The 18,552-nt window shown below is 70.3% G+C and carries 18 protein-coding genes and 1 pseudogene; 3 read left to right on the top strand and 16 right to left on the bottom strand.

The window, feature by feature from the left end:
- Positions 1-5 precede the first annotated feature (5 nt).
- The 4 genes from ACXJY8_RS20855 to ACXJY8_RS20840 are packed head-to-tail and all read right to left on the bottom strand — an operon-like array spanning position 6 to position 4,249.
- Positions 6-1,256, bottom strand: coding sequence for an FCSD flavin-binding domain-containing protein (locus ACXJY8_RS20855; RefSeq protein WP_463773133.1), 1,251 nt, complete (start codon positions 1,254-1,256; stop codon positions 6-8).
- Entirely contained in the window at positions 1,253-1,579 is a 327-nt protein-coding gene (locus ACXJY8_RS20850; RefSeq protein WP_463773130.1) for a c-type cytochrome, read from the bottom strand. Before ACXJY8_RS20850 ends, ACXJY8_RS20855 begins: the two co-directional genes overlap by 4 nt.
- Positions 1,576-3,777, bottom strand: a complete 2,202-nt coding sequence (locus ACXJY8_RS20845) for a xanthine dehydrogenase family protein molybdopterin-binding subunit (RefSeq protein WP_463773128.1) — start codon at positions 3,775-3,777, stop codon at positions 1,576-1,578. Before ACXJY8_RS20845 ends, ACXJY8_RS20850 begins: the two co-directional genes overlap by 4 nt.
- Before the next feature lie 10 nt (positions 3,778-3,787).
- Complete coding sequence (locus tag ACXJY8_RS20840; protein ID WP_463773126.1) at positions 3,788-4,249, bottom strand: (2Fe-2S)-binding protein; 462 nt, start codon at positions 4,247-4,249, stop codon at positions 3,788-3,790.
- Positions 4,250-5,198: 949 nt separating this feature from the next.
- Between ACXJY8_RS20840 and ACXJY8_RS20835 the strand changes: the two genes are divergently transcribed.
- A complete protein-coding gene (locus tag ACXJY8_RS20835; protein ID WP_463773123.1) occupies positions 5,199-5,912 on the top strand; it encodes a Crp/Fnr family transcriptional regulator in 714 nt (237 codons plus the stop codon).
- Between the two features lie 116 nt (positions 5,913-6,028).
- On the opposite strand, the gene ACXJY8_RS20830 is transcribed toward ACXJY8_RS20835, so the two are convergent.
- The 4 genes from ACXJY8_RS20830 to ACXJY8_RS20815 are packed head-to-tail and all read right to left on the bottom strand — an operon-like array spanning position 6,029 to position 8,766.
- Entirely contained in the window at positions 6,029-6,865 is an 837-nt protein-coding gene (locus ACXJY8_RS20830) for a VOC family protein (protein ID WP_463773119.1), read from the bottom strand.
- Complete coding sequence (locus ACXJY8_RS20825) at positions 6,862-7,782, bottom strand: SMP-30/gluconolactonase/LRE family protein (protein WP_463773116.1); 921 nt, start codon at positions 7,780-7,782, stop codon at positions 6,862-6,864. Before ACXJY8_RS20825 ends, ACXJY8_RS20830 begins: the two co-directional genes overlap by 4 nt.
- A 4-nt stretch (positions 7,783-7,786) precedes the next feature.
- A complete protein-coding gene (locus ACXJY8_RS20820) occupies positions 7,787-8,257 on the bottom strand; it encodes a cupin domain-containing protein (RefSeq protein WP_463773114.1) in 471 nt (156 codons plus the stop codon).
- The gene (locus tag ACXJY8_RS20815; RefSeq protein WP_463773111.1) at positions 8,254-8,766 is read right to left on the bottom strand and encodes a DoxX family membrane protein; all 513 of its coding nucleotides are present in this window, start codon (positions 8,764-8,766) and stop codon (positions 8,254-8,256) included. The genes ACXJY8_RS20820 and ACXJY8_RS20815 overlap by 4 nt, the downstream gene beginning before the upstream one ends.
- Positions 8,767-9,138: 372 nt before the next feature.
- Between ACXJY8_RS20815 and ACXJY8_RS20810 the strand changes: the two genes are divergently transcribed.
- Both ACXJY8_RS20810 and ACXJY8_RS20805 read left to right on the top strand, forming a co-directional pair.
- Positions 9,139-10,701, top strand: a complete 1,563-nt coding sequence (locus ACXJY8_RS20810; protein WP_463773109.1) for a GMC family oxidoreductase — start codon at positions 9,139-9,141, stop codon at positions 10,699-10,701.
- 139 nt (positions 10,702-10,840) lie between these two features.
- On the top strand, positions 10,841-11,098 hold the full coding sequence (locus tag ACXJY8_RS20805; RefSeq protein WP_463780940.1) for a hypothetical protein: 258 nt from the start codon (positions 10,841-10,843) through the stop codon (positions 11,096-11,098).
- A 33-nt stretch (positions 11,099-11,131) separates the two neighbouring features.
- Here the strand turns inward: ACXJY8_RS20805 and ACXJY8_RS20800 are convergent.
- The 8 genes and pseudogenes from ACXJY8_RS20800 to ACXJY8_RS20765 all read right to left on the bottom strand — a co-directional run.
- Positions 11,132-11,383, bottom strand: a pseudogene (locus tag ACXJY8_RS20800) (Txe/YoeB family addiction module toxin); the annotation flags it as partial.
- Positions 11,380-11,634: a type II toxin-antitoxin system Phd/YefM family antitoxin gene (locus tag ACXJY8_RS20795; RefSeq protein ID WP_463773106.1), complete on the bottom strand. Its 255-nt coding sequence runs from the start codon at positions 11,632-11,634 to the stop codon at positions 11,380-11,382. The gene ACXJY8_RS20795 and the pseudogene ACXJY8_RS20800, both read right to left, overlap by 4 nt.
- 69 nt (positions 11,635-11,703) lie before the next feature.
- Positions 11,704-12,417 (bottom strand): ABC transporter ATP-binding protein, encoded by a 714-nt coding sequence (locus tag ACXJY8_RS20790; RefSeq protein ID WP_463773104.1) that lies wholly within the window; start codon positions 12,415-12,417, stop codon positions 11,704-11,706.
- Positions 12,418-12,430: 13 nt separating this feature from the next.
- On the bottom strand, positions 12,431-13,735 hold the full coding sequence (locus ACXJY8_RS20785) for a lipoprotein-releasing ABC transporter permease subunit (protein ID WP_463773101.1): 1,305 nt from the start codon (positions 13,733-13,735) through the stop codon (positions 12,431-12,433).
- An 8-nt stretch (positions 13,736-13,743) separates the two neighbouring features.
- Positions 13,744-15,069 (bottom strand): proline--tRNA ligase, encoded by a 1,326-nt coding sequence (gene proS, locus ACXJY8_RS20780; RefSeq protein WP_463773099.1) that lies wholly within the window; start codon positions 15,067-15,069, stop codon positions 13,744-13,746.
- 787 nt (positions 15,070-15,856) lie between these two features.
- Complete coding sequence (locus tag ACXJY8_RS20775; protein WP_463773097.1) at positions 15,857-16,192, bottom strand: DUF1467 family protein; 336 nt, start codon at positions 16,190-16,192, stop codon at positions 15,857-15,859.
- 5 nt (positions 16,193-16,197) lie between these two features.
- Positions 16,198-16,602: a methylmalonyl-CoA epimerase gene (mce, locus tag ACXJY8_RS20770; protein WP_463773094.1), complete on the bottom strand. Its 405-nt coding sequence runs from the start codon at positions 16,600-16,602 to the stop codon at positions 16,198-16,200.
- 272 nt (positions 16,603-16,874) lie between these two features.
- On the bottom strand, positions 16,875-18,548 hold the full coding sequence (locus ACXJY8_RS20765; RefSeq protein WP_463773090.1) for a ribonuclease J: 1,674 nt from the start codon (positions 18,546-18,548) through the stop codon (positions 16,875-16,877).
- Positions 18,549-18,552 lie beyond the last annotated feature (4 nt).

Raw genomic sequence — 18,552 nt, 5'->3', positions numbered from 1 at the left:
CCCCCTCACCCGAAGACCTGCCGGGTCATGGTGCGATACCAGTCGGCGGCGTAGAGCGCCTCCTGCTCGCGCAGGGCCATCGGCGCATCGACCGGGCTGATCCCGCCGGCGCCTTCCACGTCGGCGAGAACGCCGCCCGCCGGATGGTAGACCCCCGCGATGGAGATGCCGTAGCCGGGCGCCACCAGGCTGTAGCAGGTGTTGATCAGCTTCGGGATCTCGGGGGCGCGCCCGGCCAGGAGGTCGATCACCGCATCGGCGCAGACCTTGGCCTGGGCATTGGCCGAGAAGGCGGATTTCGGCATCGCCCCGGCGATGGCGGCGTCGCCGATGACGTGGATGCCGGGCACCAGCCGGGATTCGAAGGTGACGGGGTCGATCGGGCACCATCCGCTGCGATCGGCGACCCCGGCGACCGCAGCGATCCGGCCGGCCCGCTGGGGCGGGATGATGCAGGCCACGTCGGCCTTGTATTCCGAGAAGTCGGTGCGGACGATCATGGCGTCCGGATCGACGGCGCTGACCTGACCGCCCTCCGCCAGCGGTACGTATTCGAGCTGGGTCGGGTAGAGCGCGGCCCAGGCCGACTGGAACAGGCGCTGCTTTGAGAAGGTATCCTTGGCGTCGAGGAGGATCAGCTTCGCGCGCGGCTTGGTGGTCTTGAGCACATGGGCGATCAGGCTCGCCCGCTCGTAGGGACCGGGCGGGCAGCGATAGGGGTTGCCCGGCACCGACAGCACCACGGTACCGCCCTCGGGCATGGCCGCCAGTTGCCGGGCGAGCAGGAGCGTCTGTTCGCCCGCCTTCCAGGCATGGGGCATGCGGTCGGCCGCGGCCGCGTCGTAGCCCGGTATGGCGTCGAAGCGCAGGTCGATCCCCGGCGACAGCACGAGGCGGTCATAGGCGAGCGTGCTGCCGTCGGCGAGCGTCACCCGGCGCGCGCCCGCATCGATACCGGTGGCGGCGGCATGCACCACCTGGATGCCGGCGCGGACAAGACCTTCGTAGCCGAACCGCTGCGCCGCCATGGGCTGGAGGCCGGCGATGACCTCGTTGCTGAATGGGCAGGAGACGTAGGTCGGGTTCGCCTCCACGAGCGTCACATCGAGGCCGCCGCGGTGAAGCGCGCGCGCGGCCGTGGCGCCGCCGAAACCGCCGCCGACCACCACGACCTTCGCGGCGGACTGGGCCAGAGCCGGCCGCCCCAGAGCGAAGGCCGCCCCGGTGGCGAGGAGCGCGCGGCGCGTCGGATTCATGGTCGTTCCTGGCTCGTGGGGTGGTTCGTCTCCCGCTCGGTCGGGCGTTGCCGCGACAGGTAGGCGGCGATCGCCTGGGAGTCCGCCTCCGAGAAGCCCTTGGCGATCCGGCTCATCACGCTCGCGGGCCGCGCCCCCGAGCGGTACTCGGCCAGGGCGGCCGCGATCTCGGCCTCCGGGCGCCCGTCGATCGCCCCCATCGCCGCCCCCTCGGCGTGGCATCCGGCGCAGGAGGACGCCCCCGGCGGCGGGCGCTCCGCCGCCGGGGCGACCCCGACCGACCCGGCCAGGAGCCAGGCCGCGACCATGCCCGAGCGCCTCACGCCCGGCGCAGGTCCGTGTTCTTCACCGGCATCTGGCGCACGCGCTTGCCGGTGGCCGCGAAGATGGCGTTCAGCACGGCGGGCGCCGCCACCGCGATCGTGGGTTCGCCGACGCCGCCCCAGAACCCGCCCGACGGCATCACGATGGTCTCGACCACCGGCATCTCCTCGAGGCGCATCACCGGATAGGTGTCGAAGTTCGTCTGCTCGATGCGGCCGTCCTTGACCGTGCATTCCTGGTAGAGCGCCGCCGACAGGCCGTAGACGAAGGAGCCGGCGATCTGAGCGTCGATCTGCTGTGGATTGAGGGCGTGGCCCGGATCGGTGGCCGCGACGATGCGGTGGACCTTGACCGCCCCGTCATCGCCGACCGAGACCTCGGCCACGGCCGCCACGTAGGAGCCGAAGCCCATCATCTGGGCGAGTCCCCGGTGGACGCCTTGCGGAGGCGTCGTGCCCCAGCCGGCCTTGTCCGCCACCGCCTGCAGCACAGCCCGATGCTTGGGGTGCTTGTCCATCAGCTTCAGCCGGAAGGCCAGCGGGTCCTGCCCCGCCGCATGAGCGAGTTCGTCCATGAAGCATTCGAGGTAGATGGCGTTCGGGTTCATGTTCACGCCGCGCCAGAAGCCCGGCGGGATGTGCGGGTTGCGCATGGCGTGATCCACGAGGATGTTCGGGATCGCGTAGCCGATCGCAGCCTCCGCGCCGCCGGGGTTGAGGCCCTGAAATACCACCGGGTCCTTGCCGTCCACCATTCGGTTCGGCGCCACCGAGACCAAGATCGACTGCCCCGAGATGCGCATGTGCAGCCCGGTGACGTTGCCGGCCTCGTCCAGCCCGGCGCGCATCCGGCACTGGGTGATCGGGTGGTAGCGCCCGTGGGTCATGTCCTCCTCGCGGGTCCAGATCAGCTTGATCGGGGTCCCGGGCATCTCCTTGGCGATCAGCACCGCCTGGCGGAGCCAGTCGTGGGTGGCGCCGCGCCGGCCGAAGCCGCCGCCGAGCAGGAGCTTGTAGACGTCGCACTGGGTCGCCGAGAGGCCGGCGGCCTCGGCCACGGCGGCGAGCGCCGCCTCGCCGTTCTGGGTCGGCGCCCAGGCCTCGCAGCGCTCCGGCGTCCAGCGCACCGTGGCGTTCATCGGCTCCATGGTGGCGTGGTTCTGGAACGGCACGCCGTAGGTCGCTTCCACGACCCGGGCCGCGCCCTTCAGGGCGGCCATGACGTCACCGCCCTTGTTGCCCACATAGGCGTCCTCGGCGTCGAGGCCCTCGCGCAGGGTCGCCGCGATGGTCTCGCTCGAGACCTGACCGTTCGGGCCCTCGTCCCAGACAATCGGCAAGGCCTCCACGGCGGTCTTGGCGCGCCAGAACGTATCGGCGATCACCGCCACGCCGGACTCGCCCACCGCGACGACCTTCTTCACGCCGGGCATGCCCTCGACCGCCTTGGCGTCGAAGCTCTTCACCGTTCCGCCGAAGACCGGGCAATCGCGGATCGCCGCGTTCAGCAGGCCCGGCATCGTCAGATCGATGCCGTAGACCTGGCTGCCGTCGGTCTTCTCGACGGTGTCAAGGCGCTTCACCGGCTTGCCGGCGATGGTCCAGTCCTTCGGGTCCTTGAGGACGACCTCCTTCGGCGGCGTCACCTTGGCCGCTTCCATCGCCACTGCGCCGAAGGTGGTGGTGCGGCCGGAACCAGCGTGGCTGATCACGCCCTTCTCGACCCGGCACTCGGAGGGGGCCACGCCCCAGCCCTTGGCCGCGGCCTCCACCAGCATGATGCGGGCGGCGGCGCCACCTTTGCGGACATAGTCCTGGGATTCACGGATGCCGCGACTGCCCCCGGTGCCGAAATCGCCCCAGACCCGGCCGCGGGCGACGTTCTGGCCCGGCGTCGGGTACTCGGTGACAACCCTGCTCCAGTCGCAGCCGAGTTCCTCGGCGACGAGTTGGGCGAGGCCCGTGAGGGTACCCTGGCCCATTTCGGAGCGGGCGATTCGGATCACCACGGTCTCGTCGGGCTTGATCACCACCCAGGCATTGACCTCGGGGGTGAGCGCGGGGGCGCCCCCCTGCGCGGCAGCCTCGGGGAAGGGTACGTGGAAGCCGAGGCTGAGGCCGGCGGCGGCCGTGCCGGCCACGAAGGCGCGGCGGGAGAGGTTCGTCACGGGGGCGTTCTTCTTCGCGGACGCGTTCATGGCTCTCTCCTCAACCGGCCTGGCCGCCATCGGCGGCGAGCTTGATGCCGGCGAGAACACGGTTGTAGGTGCCGCAGCGACAGATGTTGGTGATCTCGGAGCGGATCTGCGCCTCGCTCGGGTGGGGGTTCTGGGCCAGCAAGGCCGCCGACGCCATGATCATCCCGGATTGGCAGAAGCCGCATTGCGGCACGTCGAGTTCGGCCCAGGCCTTCTGCACCGGGTGGGAGCGGTCCTTTGACAGGCCCTCGATCGTCACGATCTTCTGGTCCGGCGTGACGCTGGAGACCGGCATCGAGCAGGAGCGCACCGCCGTGCCGTCGATGTGCACCGTGCAGGCCCCGCACTGGGCGATGCCGCAGCCGTACTTCGTGCCGGTCAGGCCCGCCTGCTCGCGGATAACCCAGAGGAGCGGCGTATCGGGCTCGGCCTCGACCTCGCGGACGGTGCCGTTCAGGTTCAGACGGATCATGCGTTTCCTGCCGTGTTGCCCAGTCGTGAGCCGTGCTCCGCCAGATCTCCGCGGCGACGGCTTCGTCTTTGGAATGATTGTACGGTGCCGTGGTCGACCAAGTCCACAGCCATTTGGCGCGACGACACGTAGGGGGCCGACCCCTGGAGCGGGACGATCCTGAGACTCCGACGGGCAGACTTCACGAGGACCTGCGTGATCTTCGTCGATGCTCGCGGTACACGTAACGGACGTCGGGCATGGCCCGGTGCGGGCTCTGAAACGGGGCGCCGCGCTTCTCCGCGAGGACCGAGACAATGGCCGGGGCCTGTCACCGGCGCAGGGCCGCGTCGCGGTTGAAACCCGCGCCCGCGGTGCCGACATCGCAGGTGTCTCACGAAGATCCGGTCCAGAGGGCGCGGATCTTCCATACCGATCGAAGTGCCTCCTTCCCAAGGTCAGCGCTCCGATAGGGGCCGGGCGGCTCAAGTCTCAACAGCTGTCCCCGCCCGGCCCTGCCCCGCCCGCACGAACCGGTGGGATTCCGATGCGACGTCCGGGATCGGGGGCAGGCGGGATGATGCGGCCATCCTCGCCCTCGGGCAGCCCATGGCTGCCGGCGAAGAGCGCCTCCAGAGCCTGGCGGTCCCGCTCGCGCCGGGTCTCGATCCGGCGCAGGACTTCGCAGGCTACTTCGAAGGCTGGCACGCCCGGCGAAGCGTCAGAGCGCTGCCGTTCGCGCGATGATCGTCTGTGGCGACACCGACGGCCAAAGTTGGCGCCTCCCTCTCGGTCTTCATGCTACAAGATGACGACGGAGCGGCCCGGCCGCGCTATGGGATTTCGACACGCCTCCCCTTCCCTGGGAGACTGGCGGTCGTCAGACCCTCAGAACCTAGACCTGTCGACATCAAACCTTCCCAAGAAAGGCATTTTCGCAATGAGCCTCGCCGCTGGTGCCGATCTCAGCATGCTCATTCGGAAGCTGGAGACCATCATCACGGTCTCCGATGCGGAGCGTCGGGCGATCGAGGGCCTGCCGGTGACGCGCCGCCACCTGGGCGCCCATCAAGACATCGTGCGCGACGGCGATCATCCCAAGCAGTGCTGCCTTCTGCTGGAGGGGTGGGCCTTCCGCTACAAGCTCCTCGACGAGGGCAAGCGTCAGATCCTGTCGGTTCACATCCCGGGCGACATCCCGGACCTGCAGAGCCTGCACCTGCCGGTGATGGATCACAGCCTCAGCACGCTTACAGCCTGCACGCTGGCCTTCATCCCGCATGAGGCGTTGCTCGACCTCACCCGCAATTATCCCGGCATCACGGCCGCCCTCTGGCGCGACACACTCGTGGATGCCGCGATCTTCCGGGAGTGGATGACCAATATCGGCCGGCGCTCGACGCTCGGCCGGATCACCCATCTGTTCTGCGAGATCTATCTGAAGCTTCACGCCCTGGGACTGGCGCGGGACTTCACCTGCGAGATGGCCCTGACGCAGGGCGACATCGCCGACGCGATCGGCGTCTCGAACGTGCATGTCAACCGCGTCCTGCAGGAACTGCGCGGACAGGGTCTGCTGACCCTCCAGGGCCAGCGCCTCGTCATCCACGATTGGGACGCCCTGACGAACCGCGCGGAGTTCGACCCGGCCTATCTGCATCAGAAGAAATCGGTCATCCCATGACCCTGATCTCATGACCCTGCTCCCATGACCCTGGGCCCCCAGCCCGTGCGGATCCGGAGCAGCGACGAGGGACGCCCGCCGCCGCTCGGGCAACCGGCCCGTTCCGGCGCGGGGCCTCAGGTCAGGAGGAGGCGATGGCCGTCCGGGTCGCGGAGTTGGCGGGGCTCACCGCCGGCGCCCTCGAAGACCAGGACGGTGGCGGCGATGTCGCGGTCTCCGCAAGGCTGCGCGTCGCGGGAAAATTCACCAGCGTAATCAAGAAGTTCGACGTGCGGCGTCGGGGCGCCCGGCGGAGTCAGGCCCGTCACGGTGACGTGCGGGTCGGGCACGCCGTCGAGGCGGGCCTGCTCGGGCCCGACATTGATGGACTGCGCCGTCACCGAGAAGCCGAGGCCCGCATAGAAGGCGAGGCTCGCGGCGGTGTCCGTCACCGAGAGGGCCGAATGGTCGATGCCGAGGCAGGGATCCGGCCCCGCCCGGCGCCAGATCTCGGGTATCCCGGAGGCGGGAAATGCAAGGAATTCAAGGGGATGCCCTTCGGGGTCGCGAAACTTGAAGGCGCTCACCCCGCCCGAGGCCGCGGGCAGCCGCTCCGGCCCGGCCGTGGAGATCGGGCGCCAGCCCGGGCAGGCGGCGAGGCGGGCATGGGCGGCGGCCATGTCCGAGACCACGAGGGCGATGTGCTGGAACAGGGGGCTCCAGCCCGGCACGGCGTCCGGATAGGGCCGGCCCGGCCGGTCGAATCCGACGAGGTCGACGGCCTGCGCGCCGAGCCGGAGGGGCACGATCGTCGCGCCGGAAGTGGTTCGCCGGTCGACCGGGGGTCGCGTCGAGGTCACACGGGTGAAGCCGAGGGCCGCGGTGAAGAACACGGCCAGGGCCTCGGGGTCGGCACTGACCAGGCGGATGCGGCTCAGGCGGAGGCCTGCGGGGCTCGGCGGGCCGGCGCTCACGGCGTCTGCGCCCCGCGCCGGTTGAGGAAGATGGCGTAGAGGGTGTGCGAGCCGCCGATGAACAGGCGGTTCTTCATCCGTCCGCCGAAGGCGAGGTTCGAGACCCGGTGGGGCACGAAGATCTTGCCCATGAGATGGCCGTCCGGGTCGATGCAGTGGACGCCGTCGGCGGCGCTGCTCCAGACGTTGCCGTCCTCGTCGACCCGCATCCCGTCGCAGTAGCCGGGCTCCACGGTGTGGAAGACCCCGCCGCCGGAGAGCGCGAAGTCCGGTCCGACATCGAAGACGCGGATGAACTGGCGCGGGTTCGGCCGGCTCTGGTCGCCGGTCTCGGAGACGTAGAGCCTTCGCTCGTCGGGGGAGAAGGCGAGCCCGTTCGGGCCGTCGAAATCGGTGGCCATGGCGCGGATCTCGCCCGAATCCGGGTCCAGGCGGTAGAGCGCTGGCGGCTGCTCGGAGGCCTGGCGGCCGCCCTCGTAGTCGTTGGAAATGCCGTAGACCGGATCGGTGAACCAGATCCCGCCGTCGGAGGCCACCACCACGTCGTTCGGCGCGTTGAGGCGGCGCCCGGCATGGTGGGTGACGAGGGTGGTGACGGCGCCGTCATACGCGGTGCGGGTGAGGCAGCGGTTCCGGTGCGAGCAGGCGATCAGCCGGCCCTGGCGGTCGCGGGTCTGGCCGTTGGCGAAGTGCGAGGGCGCCCGGTAGACGGACAGCCCTTCCGCCTCGCTCCAGCGCATGGTGCGGTCGCGCGGCAGGTCCTGGAACAGGAGGCAGTCGGCATCCCCGAACCAGACCGGCCCCTCGATCCAGCGGAAGCCCGTGGCGATCTCCTCGAGTTCGGCATTGCCGAGCAGGTACCCGGCAAAGCGCGGATCGACGACCTCGAAGCCCGGATTCGGGAGCGGGGACGCCATGGCGCTACCGGAACCGGCAGGGGGTGGCGAGGGTGGGCGGGGAATCGAACTGCACCACCATCAGCACGGCGGGTTCGTCGCCGACGGTGCCGGAGAGGTGCCCCTGGCGTCCGTCCACCGCCCTGGTGTTCTGGTCCTCCCCGAAGGAGATCTCACCGGGTCCCATCTCGACCCGGGTGCCGTCCATCGATTCGACGAACCAGCGCCCGGAGAGCGGGACGATCCATTGCGGCTTCGGGTTCTCGTGCCAGGCGCCGGTCCAGCCCACCGGCTGCACCGTCACCATCACGGTGGCGCCGTCATGGGTCTTGGTGCCCTGCCATTGCGGGTCGGCCGGCGGCTGCATCGACTTCATGTCGAAATCCGTGAGCGCGCAGCGGGTCTGGTGGCTGACGCCCTCGGCGTCGGTCCAGAGGTGCCAGTAGGGCACGCGGGGTTTCTCGGGGGCGGTCTCGTCACGCGTGGCATCACTCATGGGCTTGTCCTGACGGGCTCGGGAAAACGGGCGGGCTCGGGAAAAGGGGTGGTGCGGTAGGGCTGCGAGGAGGCCAGCGGATCGGCGAGGAAGAGCCGCACCGTGTCGGCCCCGGTGCCGAAGGTGATGAGCAGAAACCCGCCGGCCAGGGCGAAGTTCTTCAGGAAGTCCCAGAACAGGCCCCGGCCCTTGCTGTCGCCGCCGGCCCAGAAGTCGCCCGGGCGCCAGAACTGCTTCCACAGGAGGGCGGTGACGCCGCAATAGCCGGCGAGCACGAAGGCGGCGGCCCGGTCGGCGATGCCGGTGAGGATGCCGGCCGACATCACCACCTCGACGAAGAGCCCGGCGAGGATGAGGGCGCGGGCGAGCCCGGTGCTGGCGACGCGCTCCCGCGCCTGGCCCACCGCCCCGCGAAAATTCAGGATCTTGTCCAGGGCACTGAAGGGCAGGAACAGCAGCACCAGGAGGAGCCGGACCGCGAAGGCGACGACGAGGCTGAGTGCGATCACGGAGCGGTCCAGACCTGAGACGGGCGCCGAGAGGTCGCCCGGAGACGCAGAGGGCACCCCGCATGGACGCCAGCCCCGGAAGCGAAGCCGACTCCGGGGGTGACGGCCCCGGACGTGAAGCCGGCCGCCCCAAGCGAACGTGATGCCGTCGGCGGTTGAACGCGGCACCCGCGTGCCGGTTCAAACGTTCGAAGCGTCGGAGGCCTCACGTCGGCGCGACCACTTCCGGCCGGCACGGCGCCGGCATCCGCGGCCTGCTCCGGGCCGCACCCCGGACCCGCGAAAGCCCACTTGTACGAAGGCCCCCTTGCACGAAGGCCCCCTGGCACGAAGGCCCCCTGGCGTGAGGGCTGTCATCAGCGAAGGACCCCCATGAGCGACGAGCATTACGACGTGGTCATCGTGGGCTCGGGCCCCGGCGGCGGCACCATGGCCTGGCGCCTGGCCCAGACCGGCAAGCGCGTGCTGCTGCTGGAGCGCGGCGGCTACCTGCCGCGCGAGCGCGAGAACTGGGACAGCCAGGCCGTGTTCGTGGATGCCCGCTACCAGGCGCCCGAGACCTGGTACGGCGCCGACGGACGCAGCTTCCACCCGGGCCTGCACTACTACGTGGGCGGCAACAGCAAGGTCTACGGCTCGGTGCTGCTGCGCCTGCGCGCCCGCGACTTCGACGTGGTGCGCCACCCCGACGGCGACGCGCCCGAATGGCCGGTGAAGTACGACACCTTCGAGCCCTACTACCAGGCGGCGGAGGAACTCTTCCACGTGCACGGCCTGCGCGGCGAGGACCCCACCGAGCCGCCCGCGCCCAAGCCCTACGCCTACCCGCCGGTCTCCCACGAGCCGCGCATCCAGGAACTCTTCGACGGGTTGAAGCGCGAGGGCCACCGGCCCTTCCACCTGCCGGTGGGCGTGCTCCTCGACGAGCGCGACGGCCAGGCCCTGCCGCACTCGGCCTGCATCCGCTGCGACGCCTTCGACGGCTATCCCTGCCTGACCAACGGCAAGGCCGACGCGCAGATCATCTGCGTCGACCCGGCGCTCGCCCGGTACCCGAACCTCACCCTCTGGACCGGCGCCTACGTGGAGCGCCTGCTGACCAGCCCGAGCGGGCGCGCGATCACCGGGGTCGAGCTCGTGCGCGAGGGCCGGCGCCGCACGGTGACGGGCGACATCGTGGTGGTGGCCTGCGGCGCCCTCTCCTCGGCGCTGCTGATGCTGCGCTCGGCCAACGACGCGCACCCGCACGGGCTCGCCAACGCCTCCGGCCAGGTCGGGCGCAACTACATGCGCCACAACAACGCCACCGTGCTGGCGGTCTCGCGCACCCCGAACCCGACGAAGTTCCAGAAGACCCTCGGGCTGAACGACTTCTACTTCGGCTCGGACGACTGGGACTTCCCGCTGGGCCACATCCAGATGGTCGGCAAATCCGACGGCACGCAGATCCACGGCGAGGGCCTGCCGGGCTTCCTGCAATGGTTTCCCGAGAAGCCCTTCGACTGGATCGCCAAGCATTCCCTCGACTTCTGGCTGACCTCGGAGGACCTGCCCCGGCCGGAGAACCGGATCTTCTACGAGGGCGGCCGGGTCCGCCTCGACCTGACCGAGAGCAACATGGAGGGGCATCGACGCCTGAAACAGAAGCTGCGCGACCTCTGCGGCAAGCTCGACGTGCACCCGCACCTGTTCGACCGCTCGCTCTACCTCGGCAAGGACACGCCCATCGGCGGCACCGCGCACCAGGCCGGGACGCTGCGCTTCGGCGAGGACCCGGCCACCTCGGTGCTCGACCTCGATTGCCGGGCCCACGGCATCGACAACCTCTACGTCACCGATGCGAGCTTCTTCCCCTCGATCGGCGCCGTGAACCCGACCCTGACGATCATCGCCAACGCCCTCCGGGTCGGGGACGGCCTCGCGGCCCGGCTGTGACCGGCCCGCCCGCCTCCTCGCCCTGGCGATCCGCCGCAGCGGGCGCCGGCGCGGCCTCGCCCGGGCCGATCTCGACCCCGCGGCGGCGGCGGCGACGCGCCCGGCCCGGCCGACGCCCGCCCAGCGCCGGAGCCCGGCGGTGCGCTGGGAGACCCGCGACGGCCTCGAGCTCTGCACGCTGGCGCCGCGCACGGGCGCCCGGCTGCTCGACCGGCCGCCCGACTCGAATCCGATCGAACTCGCCTTCGCCGAGCGCAAGGCGGGCCTGCATGCCCAGGCCGCCCGCACGGGCGCGGACCTCCGCGACACCCTCGAGCCAGCCTTCAGACGCTTCGCACCGGACGCATGCCGCAACGACCCGACGGCCGCAGGCTGCGATGCCTTCGACCCCACCTGATCGGATGCAAATCTCGCCGTCGTAGCGCCAGCGGCACTGGAGGATCTCGAGCGCCGGCTCCGCACCCTGGCCGGCGCCCCGATAGACCAGGCGATGCGCCCCGGTGATCCGGCGCGACCACCAGCCCTCGGGATTGCCCTGCAGGGGCTCGGGCTTGCCAAGGCCCCGGAACGGGTTTCGCCGCGCCTGTCCGATCAGTGCGTCGATGCGCCGGAATGTCGTGCGGTCGGTCGCCCGCCCGTGGCGGTGATCGTCCCAGGCATGGTCCGACCAGACCAGCTTCACGGCTGGATCAGGTCCCGCTCCGTCCCGCCGCCCGCATCGAGCTGCGCCATCCCTTCCGTCAGTCGGCGGGCATTCGCGGGCGTGCCCAGGAGGTGAAGGGTCTCCCGCAGGCTCTCGAGCTCGGCCAGGGGCAGGATCACGAGATCCTCGTGGTTCTGCCGCGTCACCACCAACGCCGTGCGGTCGGCCTCGACGCAATTGAAACGGGTCGCGCGGTTCCTGCGCAACTCGCCGAAGCCGACATGGGTCATGGACCGCAGACCTATCTGTACAGGTTTCTGCCCGTGGCTCGGCAGCACCGAGGGTTCAAGGCGGCCCCCTCAGGGCATCTGCTCGATCAGCCCGTCCCGGATCGTCACGCGCCGGTCCATGCGGGCGGCCAGGTCCATGTTGTGGGTGGCCACCAGGGCGGCGAGGCCGGAGGCGCGCACCAGCGAGACCAGGATGCCGAAGACATGGGCCGCGGTGTGCGGGTCGAGGTTGCCGGTGGGCTCGTCGGCCAGGAGCAGGCGCGGGCCGTTGGCCACCGCCCGGGCGATGGCGACGCGCTGCTGCTCCCCGCCCGAGAGCTCGGCCGGCCGGTGCAGCAGGCGCTCCTTCAGGCCGAGGAAGCTCAGGAGTTCGCTCGCCCGCGCCCGCGCCTCGCGCTGGGACAGCCCGCGGATGAGCTGGGGCATGACCACGTTCTCCAGGGCGGAGAATTCCGGCAGGAGGTGGTGGAACTGGTAGACGAAGCCCATCTCCTCGCGGCGCAGGCGGGTGCGCTCGGCATCCGCCATCGCGGCGGTGGGGTTGCCGCCCACGTAGATCTCGCCGCCATCCGGGCGCTCCAGCAGGCCCGCGAGGTGCAGGAGCGTGCTCTTGCCGGCGCCCGAGGGCGCCACCAGGGCGACGAGCTCGCCCGGCCAGATCGCGAAATCCGCCTGCCGCAGGATCTCTAGAGCGCCCGCCCCTTGCGTGTAGCGCCGCTCCACCTTGGCGAAGAACAGGGCCGGGACCGGCTGCGCGCCGGGCGCCTCGGCTTTCGTGGTCATGGATGTTCGGGCCTCAGCCGTAGCGCAGGGCCTGCACCGGATCGAGCCGGGCGGCGCGCCACGAGGGATACAGCGTCGCGATCAGCGACAGGGCGATGGAGGTGACGACCACCACGGTGATCTCGTTGGCGTTCATCTCGGCCGGGATCTCGGCGAGGAAGCGCACGGTCGGGTCCCAGGCGGAGGGGAACAGCACCCGCTGGATGCCCTTGATGTTCATCGTGATCAGGACGCCGAGGCCGAGGCCGCTCAGGGTGCCGACCACGCCGATCAGCGCGCCGTTGATGAGGAACACCCGCATGATGGTGCCCGGCGTCGCCCCCATGGTGCGCAGGATGGCGATGTCGCTCGACTTGTCGCGCACCAGCAGGATCAGCCCCGAGATGATGTTCAGGGTCGCCACCACGACGATCAGGCTGAGGATCAGGAACATCACGTTCCGCTCCACCTCCAGGGCGCCGAAGAAGGTCCGGTTGCGCTGGCGCCAGTCGGTGAGCAGCACCGGGCGCTCGGCCGCCATCTCGAGGTCGGGCCGCATGGCCGCCACCGTCTCGGCGTTGTCGAGGTAGATCTCGATCAGGCTGACGTCGGCGTCCCGGTTGAAGAAGGCCTGCGCCTCGGTGAGCGGCATGAACACGAAGGTCGAATCGAACTCGGTCATGCCGATCTCGAAGATCGCCCTGATGGTGTAGCCCTTGGTGCGCGGCGCCGTGCCGAAGGGGGTCGAGGCGCCCTTCGGGGTCAGCAGGTTGATCTGATCGCCGGCCTGGACGCCGAGGGATTCGGCCAGGCGCCGGCCGATGGCGACGCCCGAGCCGTCGTCGAAGCCCTCCAGGCTGCCGCCCTTGATGTTGCTCGCGATGGCGCCGATCTTGCCGAGGTCCTCGCCCCGGATGCCGCGCACCAGCACGCCGCTGCCGGCGCCGCCATAGGGCGAGGAGGCGAAGGCCTGACCCTCGACCAGGGGGATGGCCGCCCGCACCCCGGCGACCTTGGACAGGCGCTCGGAGAGGTCGGCATAGTCGGTGAAGAGCGTGTCGATCGGCGCGACGAAGACGTGGCCGTTGATGCCGACGATCTTCGACAGGAGTTCGGTGCGGAAGCCGTTCATCACCGACAGCACGATGATCAGCGTGGCGACGCCGAGGGCGATGCCGAGCAGCGAGAAGAACGCCACCACGGAGACGCCGCCGCCCCGGCGCCGGGCCCGCAGGTAGCGCCCGGCGATGATCCACTCGAACCCGGCGAAGGGCGGCGTGCTCCCGCGCCGGAACCGGGCGCGAAGGCCCGCAAGCCTGTCCGTCAGGGTCGCCGCCATGGGGGGCCTCAGAGCCGCTTCAGACGGGCGAGGAGATCGATCGGCGCGATGGTCTCCCGCTCGCCGCCGGCCCGACGCTTCAGCTCGACCTTGCCCTCGGCGAGGCCGCGCGGCCCGACGATGACCTGCCAGGGCAGGCCGATGAGGTCGGCGGTGGCGAACTTGGCGCCCGGGCGCTCGTCGCGGTCGTCGTAGAGCACGCTGAGGCCGGCCGCCTCCAGGGTGGCCTGGATCTCGCCGCAGGCGGCGTCGGTGGCGGCGTCCCCGGTCTTGAGGTTGATCAGCGCCACGTCGAAGGGCGCCACCGCGTCGGGCCAGATGATCCCGGCCTCGTCGTGGCTCGCCTCGATGATCGCCGCCACGAGGCGGCTCGGGCCGATGCCGTAGGAGCCCATGTGGACCGGGCGCTCGACGCCGTCGGGGCCGGTGACCTTGGCGCCCATCGGTTCGGAATACTTGGTGCCGAAGTAGAAGATGTGCCCGACCTCGATGCCGCGCGCGGCCATCTGCTTGTCGGCCTGCACCTCGGCGAAGGCGGCCGGCTCGTGCATCTCGGAGGTGGCGGCGTAGAGCGAGGTCCAGCGGTCGACGGTGCCCTGCAGGGCGGCCACGTCCTCGAAGTCGGTGCTGACCGGCGGGACCTCGAAGTCGAGATACTGGCTGTCGCAGTAGACCTCGCTCTCGCCGGTCTGGGCCAGGATGATGAATTCGTGGCTGAGGTCGCCGCCGATCGGGCCGGTATCGGCCCGCATCGGGATCGCCTTCAGGCCGAGGCCCGCGAAGGTGCGCAGGTAGGCCACGAACATCCGGTTGTAGGCGTGGCGGGCGGCGGCCTGGTCGATGTCGAAGGAATAGGCGTCCTTCATCAGGAATTCGCGCGAGCGCATGGTGCCGAAGCGCGGGCGGACCTCGTCGCGGAACTTCCAGGAGATCTGGTAGAGGTTCTTCGGCAGGTCCTTGTAGGATTTCACGGTCCCGCGGAAGATCTCGGTGACGACCTCCTCGGCGGTGGGGCCGAACAGCATCTCGCGGTCGTGGCGGTCGGCGATGCGGAGCATCTCCTTGCCGTAGGCCTCGTAGCGGCCGGATTCGCGCCAGAGCTCGGCCGACTGGATCGCCGGCATCAGGATCTCGATGGCGCCCGCCCGGTCCTGCTCCTCGCGGATCACCGCGCAGACCTTGTTCAGGACGCGCAGGCCCAGCGGCAGCCAGGCATAGATGCCGGCCGCCTCCTGGCGCACCAGCCCGGCGCGCAGCATGAGGCGGTGGGAGACGATCTCGGCCTCCTTGGGCGTCTCGCGCAAGGTCGGCAGGAAGTAGCGGGAGAGACGCATGGAAGACCCTGGAAACAGCGCGCCAGCGGGTCGGCGGCACGCCCCGGCACACAACACATTGCATCGGGAAAACACAAGCGCAGCGGGGCGACACTGCTCCGCAGCGTGGCGTTTCGCCCCTCCCGGAGCGGATCGTCCGCGCCCGGCGCCGGCGCGCATTCCGGTAGGAAAGCGCAGGAATGTTTCATCAAGCAGGTGACAATGGGAATTGTTATTCCTATAAGCGCGTCCGTGATGATCGCGCTGCCAAGCAGCAGCGCCGCACGGTCCGAGTCTCGGGAGGAATTTCAGCCGCCACGCCGTCAGCAATGCGTGAGACAATCGAGGCTGAACCGACTACCATCTTCATAAAAGCAAGGCTTAGGCCTTGCTTTTTTTATGTCTCGCCGCTTGCGCGAGGCTGTCGCCGCTGCGGCGTGATCCGCGCGACGGCTTGTTCTCACTGGAAGGCGGCGCACGCGCAGACGGCACCGCCCTGTCAGTCCGGGGCGCCGCAGGCGAGCCCGGACCCGAAGGGGCGCGCCGGCCGCGTGCCACCCGGAACCGCCGACGGCGTCAGGTTCGGCACCCCCTACGGATCTGGATCCCGGGCTCCGCTGCGCGGCCCCGGGATGACGGCGTGCTGCGCGCGGGTGTCCGGACCCGGCCTACCCGTCCCGGTAGGGCGATCGCAGATAGCCCCACACCGTCATTCCGGGGCGCCGTAGGCGAGCCCGGAATCCAGAGCCGCTGACGGTGTCAGGTTCGCGCCCTCCTGCGCGTCGGAAGCCCGGGGGCCCGGACGCTCTCAGAGGCCGGCCAGCTCGAAGACCTGGATCGCCGCCAGGAAGACGACGCTCGCCAGGACGGAGGTGAGGATCGCCTTCTCGCGCAGGCGCGGGGCGGCGGGCGCCCCCGGATCCTGCCCGGGCACGATCCGCTCCGGATCGGTCTCGACCTGGTTGCGCAGCGGCAGGATGACGAAGAGCAGGGTCCACCAGACCACGAAATACAGGGCGAGCGCCCCGAACACGGTGAGCTTGAACAGGCCCACCGCGAGGACGACCACCGCGGCGAGCACCGCCACCATCACCGCCACGGTGCGCAGGGTGGAGGCCGCCAGGGTCTGGAGGACGGTGCCCATCCGGCTCAGACCTGCTCCAGCTCGACCAGGGTGCCGAGGAAGTCCTTCGGGTGGAGGAACAGCACGGGCTTGCCGTGGGCGCCGATCTTCGGTTCGCCGGTGCCGAGGACGCGGGCCCCCTGGGCCTTCAGCTTGTCGCGGGCGGCGATGATGTCGTCGACCTCGTAGCAGACGTGATGCACGCCGCCGTTGGGATTGCGCTCCACGAAGCTCTCGATCGGCGAGCCCGCGCCGAGCGGCGACATCAGCTCGACCTTGCTGTTGGGCAGGTTGACGAACACCACGGTGACGCCGTGCTCGGGCTGCGGCAGCGGCTCCGTCACGGTGGCCCCGAGCGTGTCCCGGTAGATGGCGCAGGCGGCGTCGAGATCGCGCACCGCGATGGCGACATGGTTCAGGCGTCCGATCATGATGTCCTCCCCTTCCTTCCCCAAAACGGTCACGCCACCCCTCCCCCGTCGAGCGGGGCGATATCGATGGCACCGCGATGTCGTTCCGGGGCGCCGCAGGCGAGCCCGGAATCCAGAGCCGCCGACGGTGCCGGACGCGACGAAACCTGTGGTTCTGGATCCCGGGCTCCGCTGCGCGGCCCCGGGATGACGGTGTGCTGCGCGCCGGCGTCCCGCGCAACCCACCCGCATCGGCGACGCCCCTCCCCCGCAGAGGGGGGAGGGTTTCAGCATTAGACCTCGACCACCTGCACGTGGCAGGCGGGCTTCTTGCCCCAGACCTCGTTGACCGCCGAGCGGATCGCGCGGTCGACGGCCTTCTCGGTCCCCTCGGCGTCCTTGCGCTTCTGCTTCGACAGGCCCGAGAGCGTGCGCGAGACCGATTCGACGACGACGTCGAGCATCGCCTGACCGTTCCGGCCGCGATTGGGCAGGCCGATGATGTCGATGGCGGGCTCGCCCAGGACCTCGCCCTGCACGTCGATGGCGATGGCCACCGAGACGAGGCCGGCCTGCGCCAGCTTGCGGCGCTCGGGGATGGCCCGGTCCTTGGCGTCGATCAGGACGTTGCCATCCTTGAACAGGCGCCCGGCCTTGACGTGGTCGACGATCTCCGGCGTGCCGGGCGCGAGGCGCACGACGCTGCCGTTGCGGGCCTTGACGATGTTCGGCACGCCCTGGGCCCGGGCGAAGCGCGCATGCTCGTCGAGGTGCAGGGCCTCGCCGTGGACGGGGATCGCCGTCTGCGGCCGGGTCCAGGCATACATCTCCGCCATCTCGTCGCGCCGGGGGTGGCCCGAGACGTGGACGAGCTTCGTGCGGTCGGTGACCACCTCGATGCCGGCATTGATGAGGTCGTTGATGATCGCGCCCACCGCCCGCTCGTTGCCGGGGATCGCCCGCGAGGAGAAGATGACGCGGTCGCCCGCCGCCAGGGTGATGTCGGGATGGTCGTCGCGCGAGACCCGGGCGAGCGCGGCGCGCTCCTCGCCCTGGGAGCCCGTGAGCAGGGCCACGACCTTGTCGCGGGGCAGGTAGCCGTAGCTGTCCGAAGACCGGAACTCCGGCAGTCCGTCGAGGAAGCCGCATTCGCGGGCGACCGCGATGACCCGGTCCATGGCGCGGCCGACCGCGACCACCTCGCGGCCGCAGGCCTGGGCGGCCTCCGCCACCGCGCGCATGCGGGCGACGTTGGAGGCGAAGGTGGTCACCGCGACCCGGTTGGGGGCCTCGGAGATCAGCTCGCGCAGGGTGGCGGCGACCTCGGCCTCGCTGGGGGAGCGCCCCTCGCGCACGACGTTGGTCGAATCGCTGATCATCGCCAGGATGCCCTCGTCGCCGAGGGCCCGGAAGGCGGCCTCCGAGGTCACGTCGCCGAGGATCGGGGTCGGGTCGAGCTTCCAGTCGCCGGTGTGGAGCAGGAGGCCGTGCGGCGTCCGGATCGCGACCGCGTTCGACTCGGGGATCGAGTGCGAGACGGGGACGTACTCGATCTCGAACGGGCCGATCTGGACCCGGCGGCCGGCCTGGATCTCCTTGAGGACGACCTTGGGCGCGCCCGGCTCGCTCAGGCGGCGGGCCTCGAGGAGGTTCTTGGCGAAGCGCGTCGCGTAGACGGGCGCCTTCAGCTTGGGCCAGAGCTCGCCGATCGCGCCGATATGGTCCTCGTGCGCGTGGGTGATGAAGATGGCCAGGAGGTCGTCCTTGCGCTCCTCGATGAAGCTGAGATCCGGGAACATCAGGTCGATGCCGGGGAATCCCTCCTCGCCGGCGAAGCCCATGCCGCAATCGACCATGATCCATTTGCGCCGCTTCGGGGGGCCGAAGCCGTAGAGCGCCGCGTTCATGCCGATCTCGCCCACGCCGCCGAGCGGCACGAAGACGAGTTCGTCTTGCCCTGTCGTCATTGTC

It is taken from the genome of Methylobacterium sp. TK31, assembly GCF_055361545.1.
The sequence above is the reverse complement of the archived record's forward strand: the minus strand, read 5'-3'. Positions and strand labels throughout refer to the sequence as shown.

What these genes read in the sequence shown, in the direction of transcription:
- ACXJY8_RS20855 (WP_463773133.1), bottom strand. Translation starts at nt 1,256, where the DNA reads ATGAATCCGACGCGCCGCGCGCTCCTCGCCACCGGGGCGGCCTTCGCT.
- ACXJY8_RS20845 (WP_463773128.1), bottom strand. Translation starts at nt 3,777, where the DNA reads ATGAACGCGTCCGCGAAGAAGAACGCCCCCGTGACGAACCTCTCCCGC.
- ACXJY8_RS20840 (WP_463773126.1), bottom strand. Translation starts at nt 4,249, where the DNA reads ATGATCCGTCTGAACCTGAACGGCACCGTCCGCGAGGTCGAGGCCGAG.
- ACXJY8_RS20835 (WP_463773123.1), top strand. Translation starts at nt 5,199, where the DNA reads ATGCTCATTCGGAAGCTGGAGACCATCATCACGGTCTCCGATGCGGAG.
- ACXJY8_RS20825 (WP_463773116.1), bottom strand. Translation starts at nt 7,782, where the DNA reads ATGGCGTCCCCGCTCCCGAATCCGGGCTTCGAGGTCGTCGATCCGCGC.
- ACXJY8_RS20820 (WP_463773114.1), bottom strand. Translation starts at nt 8,257, where the DNA reads ATGAGTGATGCCACGCGTGACGAGACCGCCCCCGAGAAACCCCGCGTG.
- ACXJY8_RS20810 (WP_463773109.1), top strand. Translation starts at nt 9,139, where the DNA reads ATGAGCGACGAGCATTACGACGTGGTCATCGTGGGCTCGGGCCCCGGC.
- ACXJY8_RS20795 (WP_463773106.1), bottom strand. Translation starts at nt 11,634, where the DNA reads ATGACCCATGTCGGCTTCGGCGAGTTGCGCAGGAACCGCGCGACCCGT.
- ACXJY8_RS20790 (WP_463773104.1), bottom strand. Translation starts at nt 12,417, where the DNA reads ATGACCACGAAAGCCGAGGCGCCCGGCGCGCAGCCGGTCCCGGCCCTG.
- ACXJY8_RS20785 (WP_463773101.1), bottom strand. Translation starts at nt 13,735, where the DNA reads ATGGCGGCGACCCTGACGGACAGGCTTGCGGGCCTTCGCGCCCGGTTC.
- proS (WP_463773099.1), bottom strand. Translation starts at nt 15,069, where the DNA reads ATGCGTCTCTCCCGCTACTTCCTGCCGACCTTGCGCGAGACGCCCAAG.
- ACXJY8_RS20775 (WP_463773097.1), bottom strand. Translation starts at nt 16,192, where the DNA reads ATGGGCACCGTCCTCCAGACCCTGGCGGCCTCCACCCTGCGCACCGTG.
- mce (WP_463773094.1), bottom strand. Translation starts at nt 16,602, where the DNA reads ATGATCGGACGCCTGAACCATGTCGCCATCGCGGTGCGCGATCTCGAC.
- ACXJY8_RS20765 (WP_463773090.1), bottom strand. Translation starts at nt 18,548, where the DNA reads ATGACGACAGGGCAAGACGAACTCGTCTTCGTGCCGCTCGGCGGCGTG.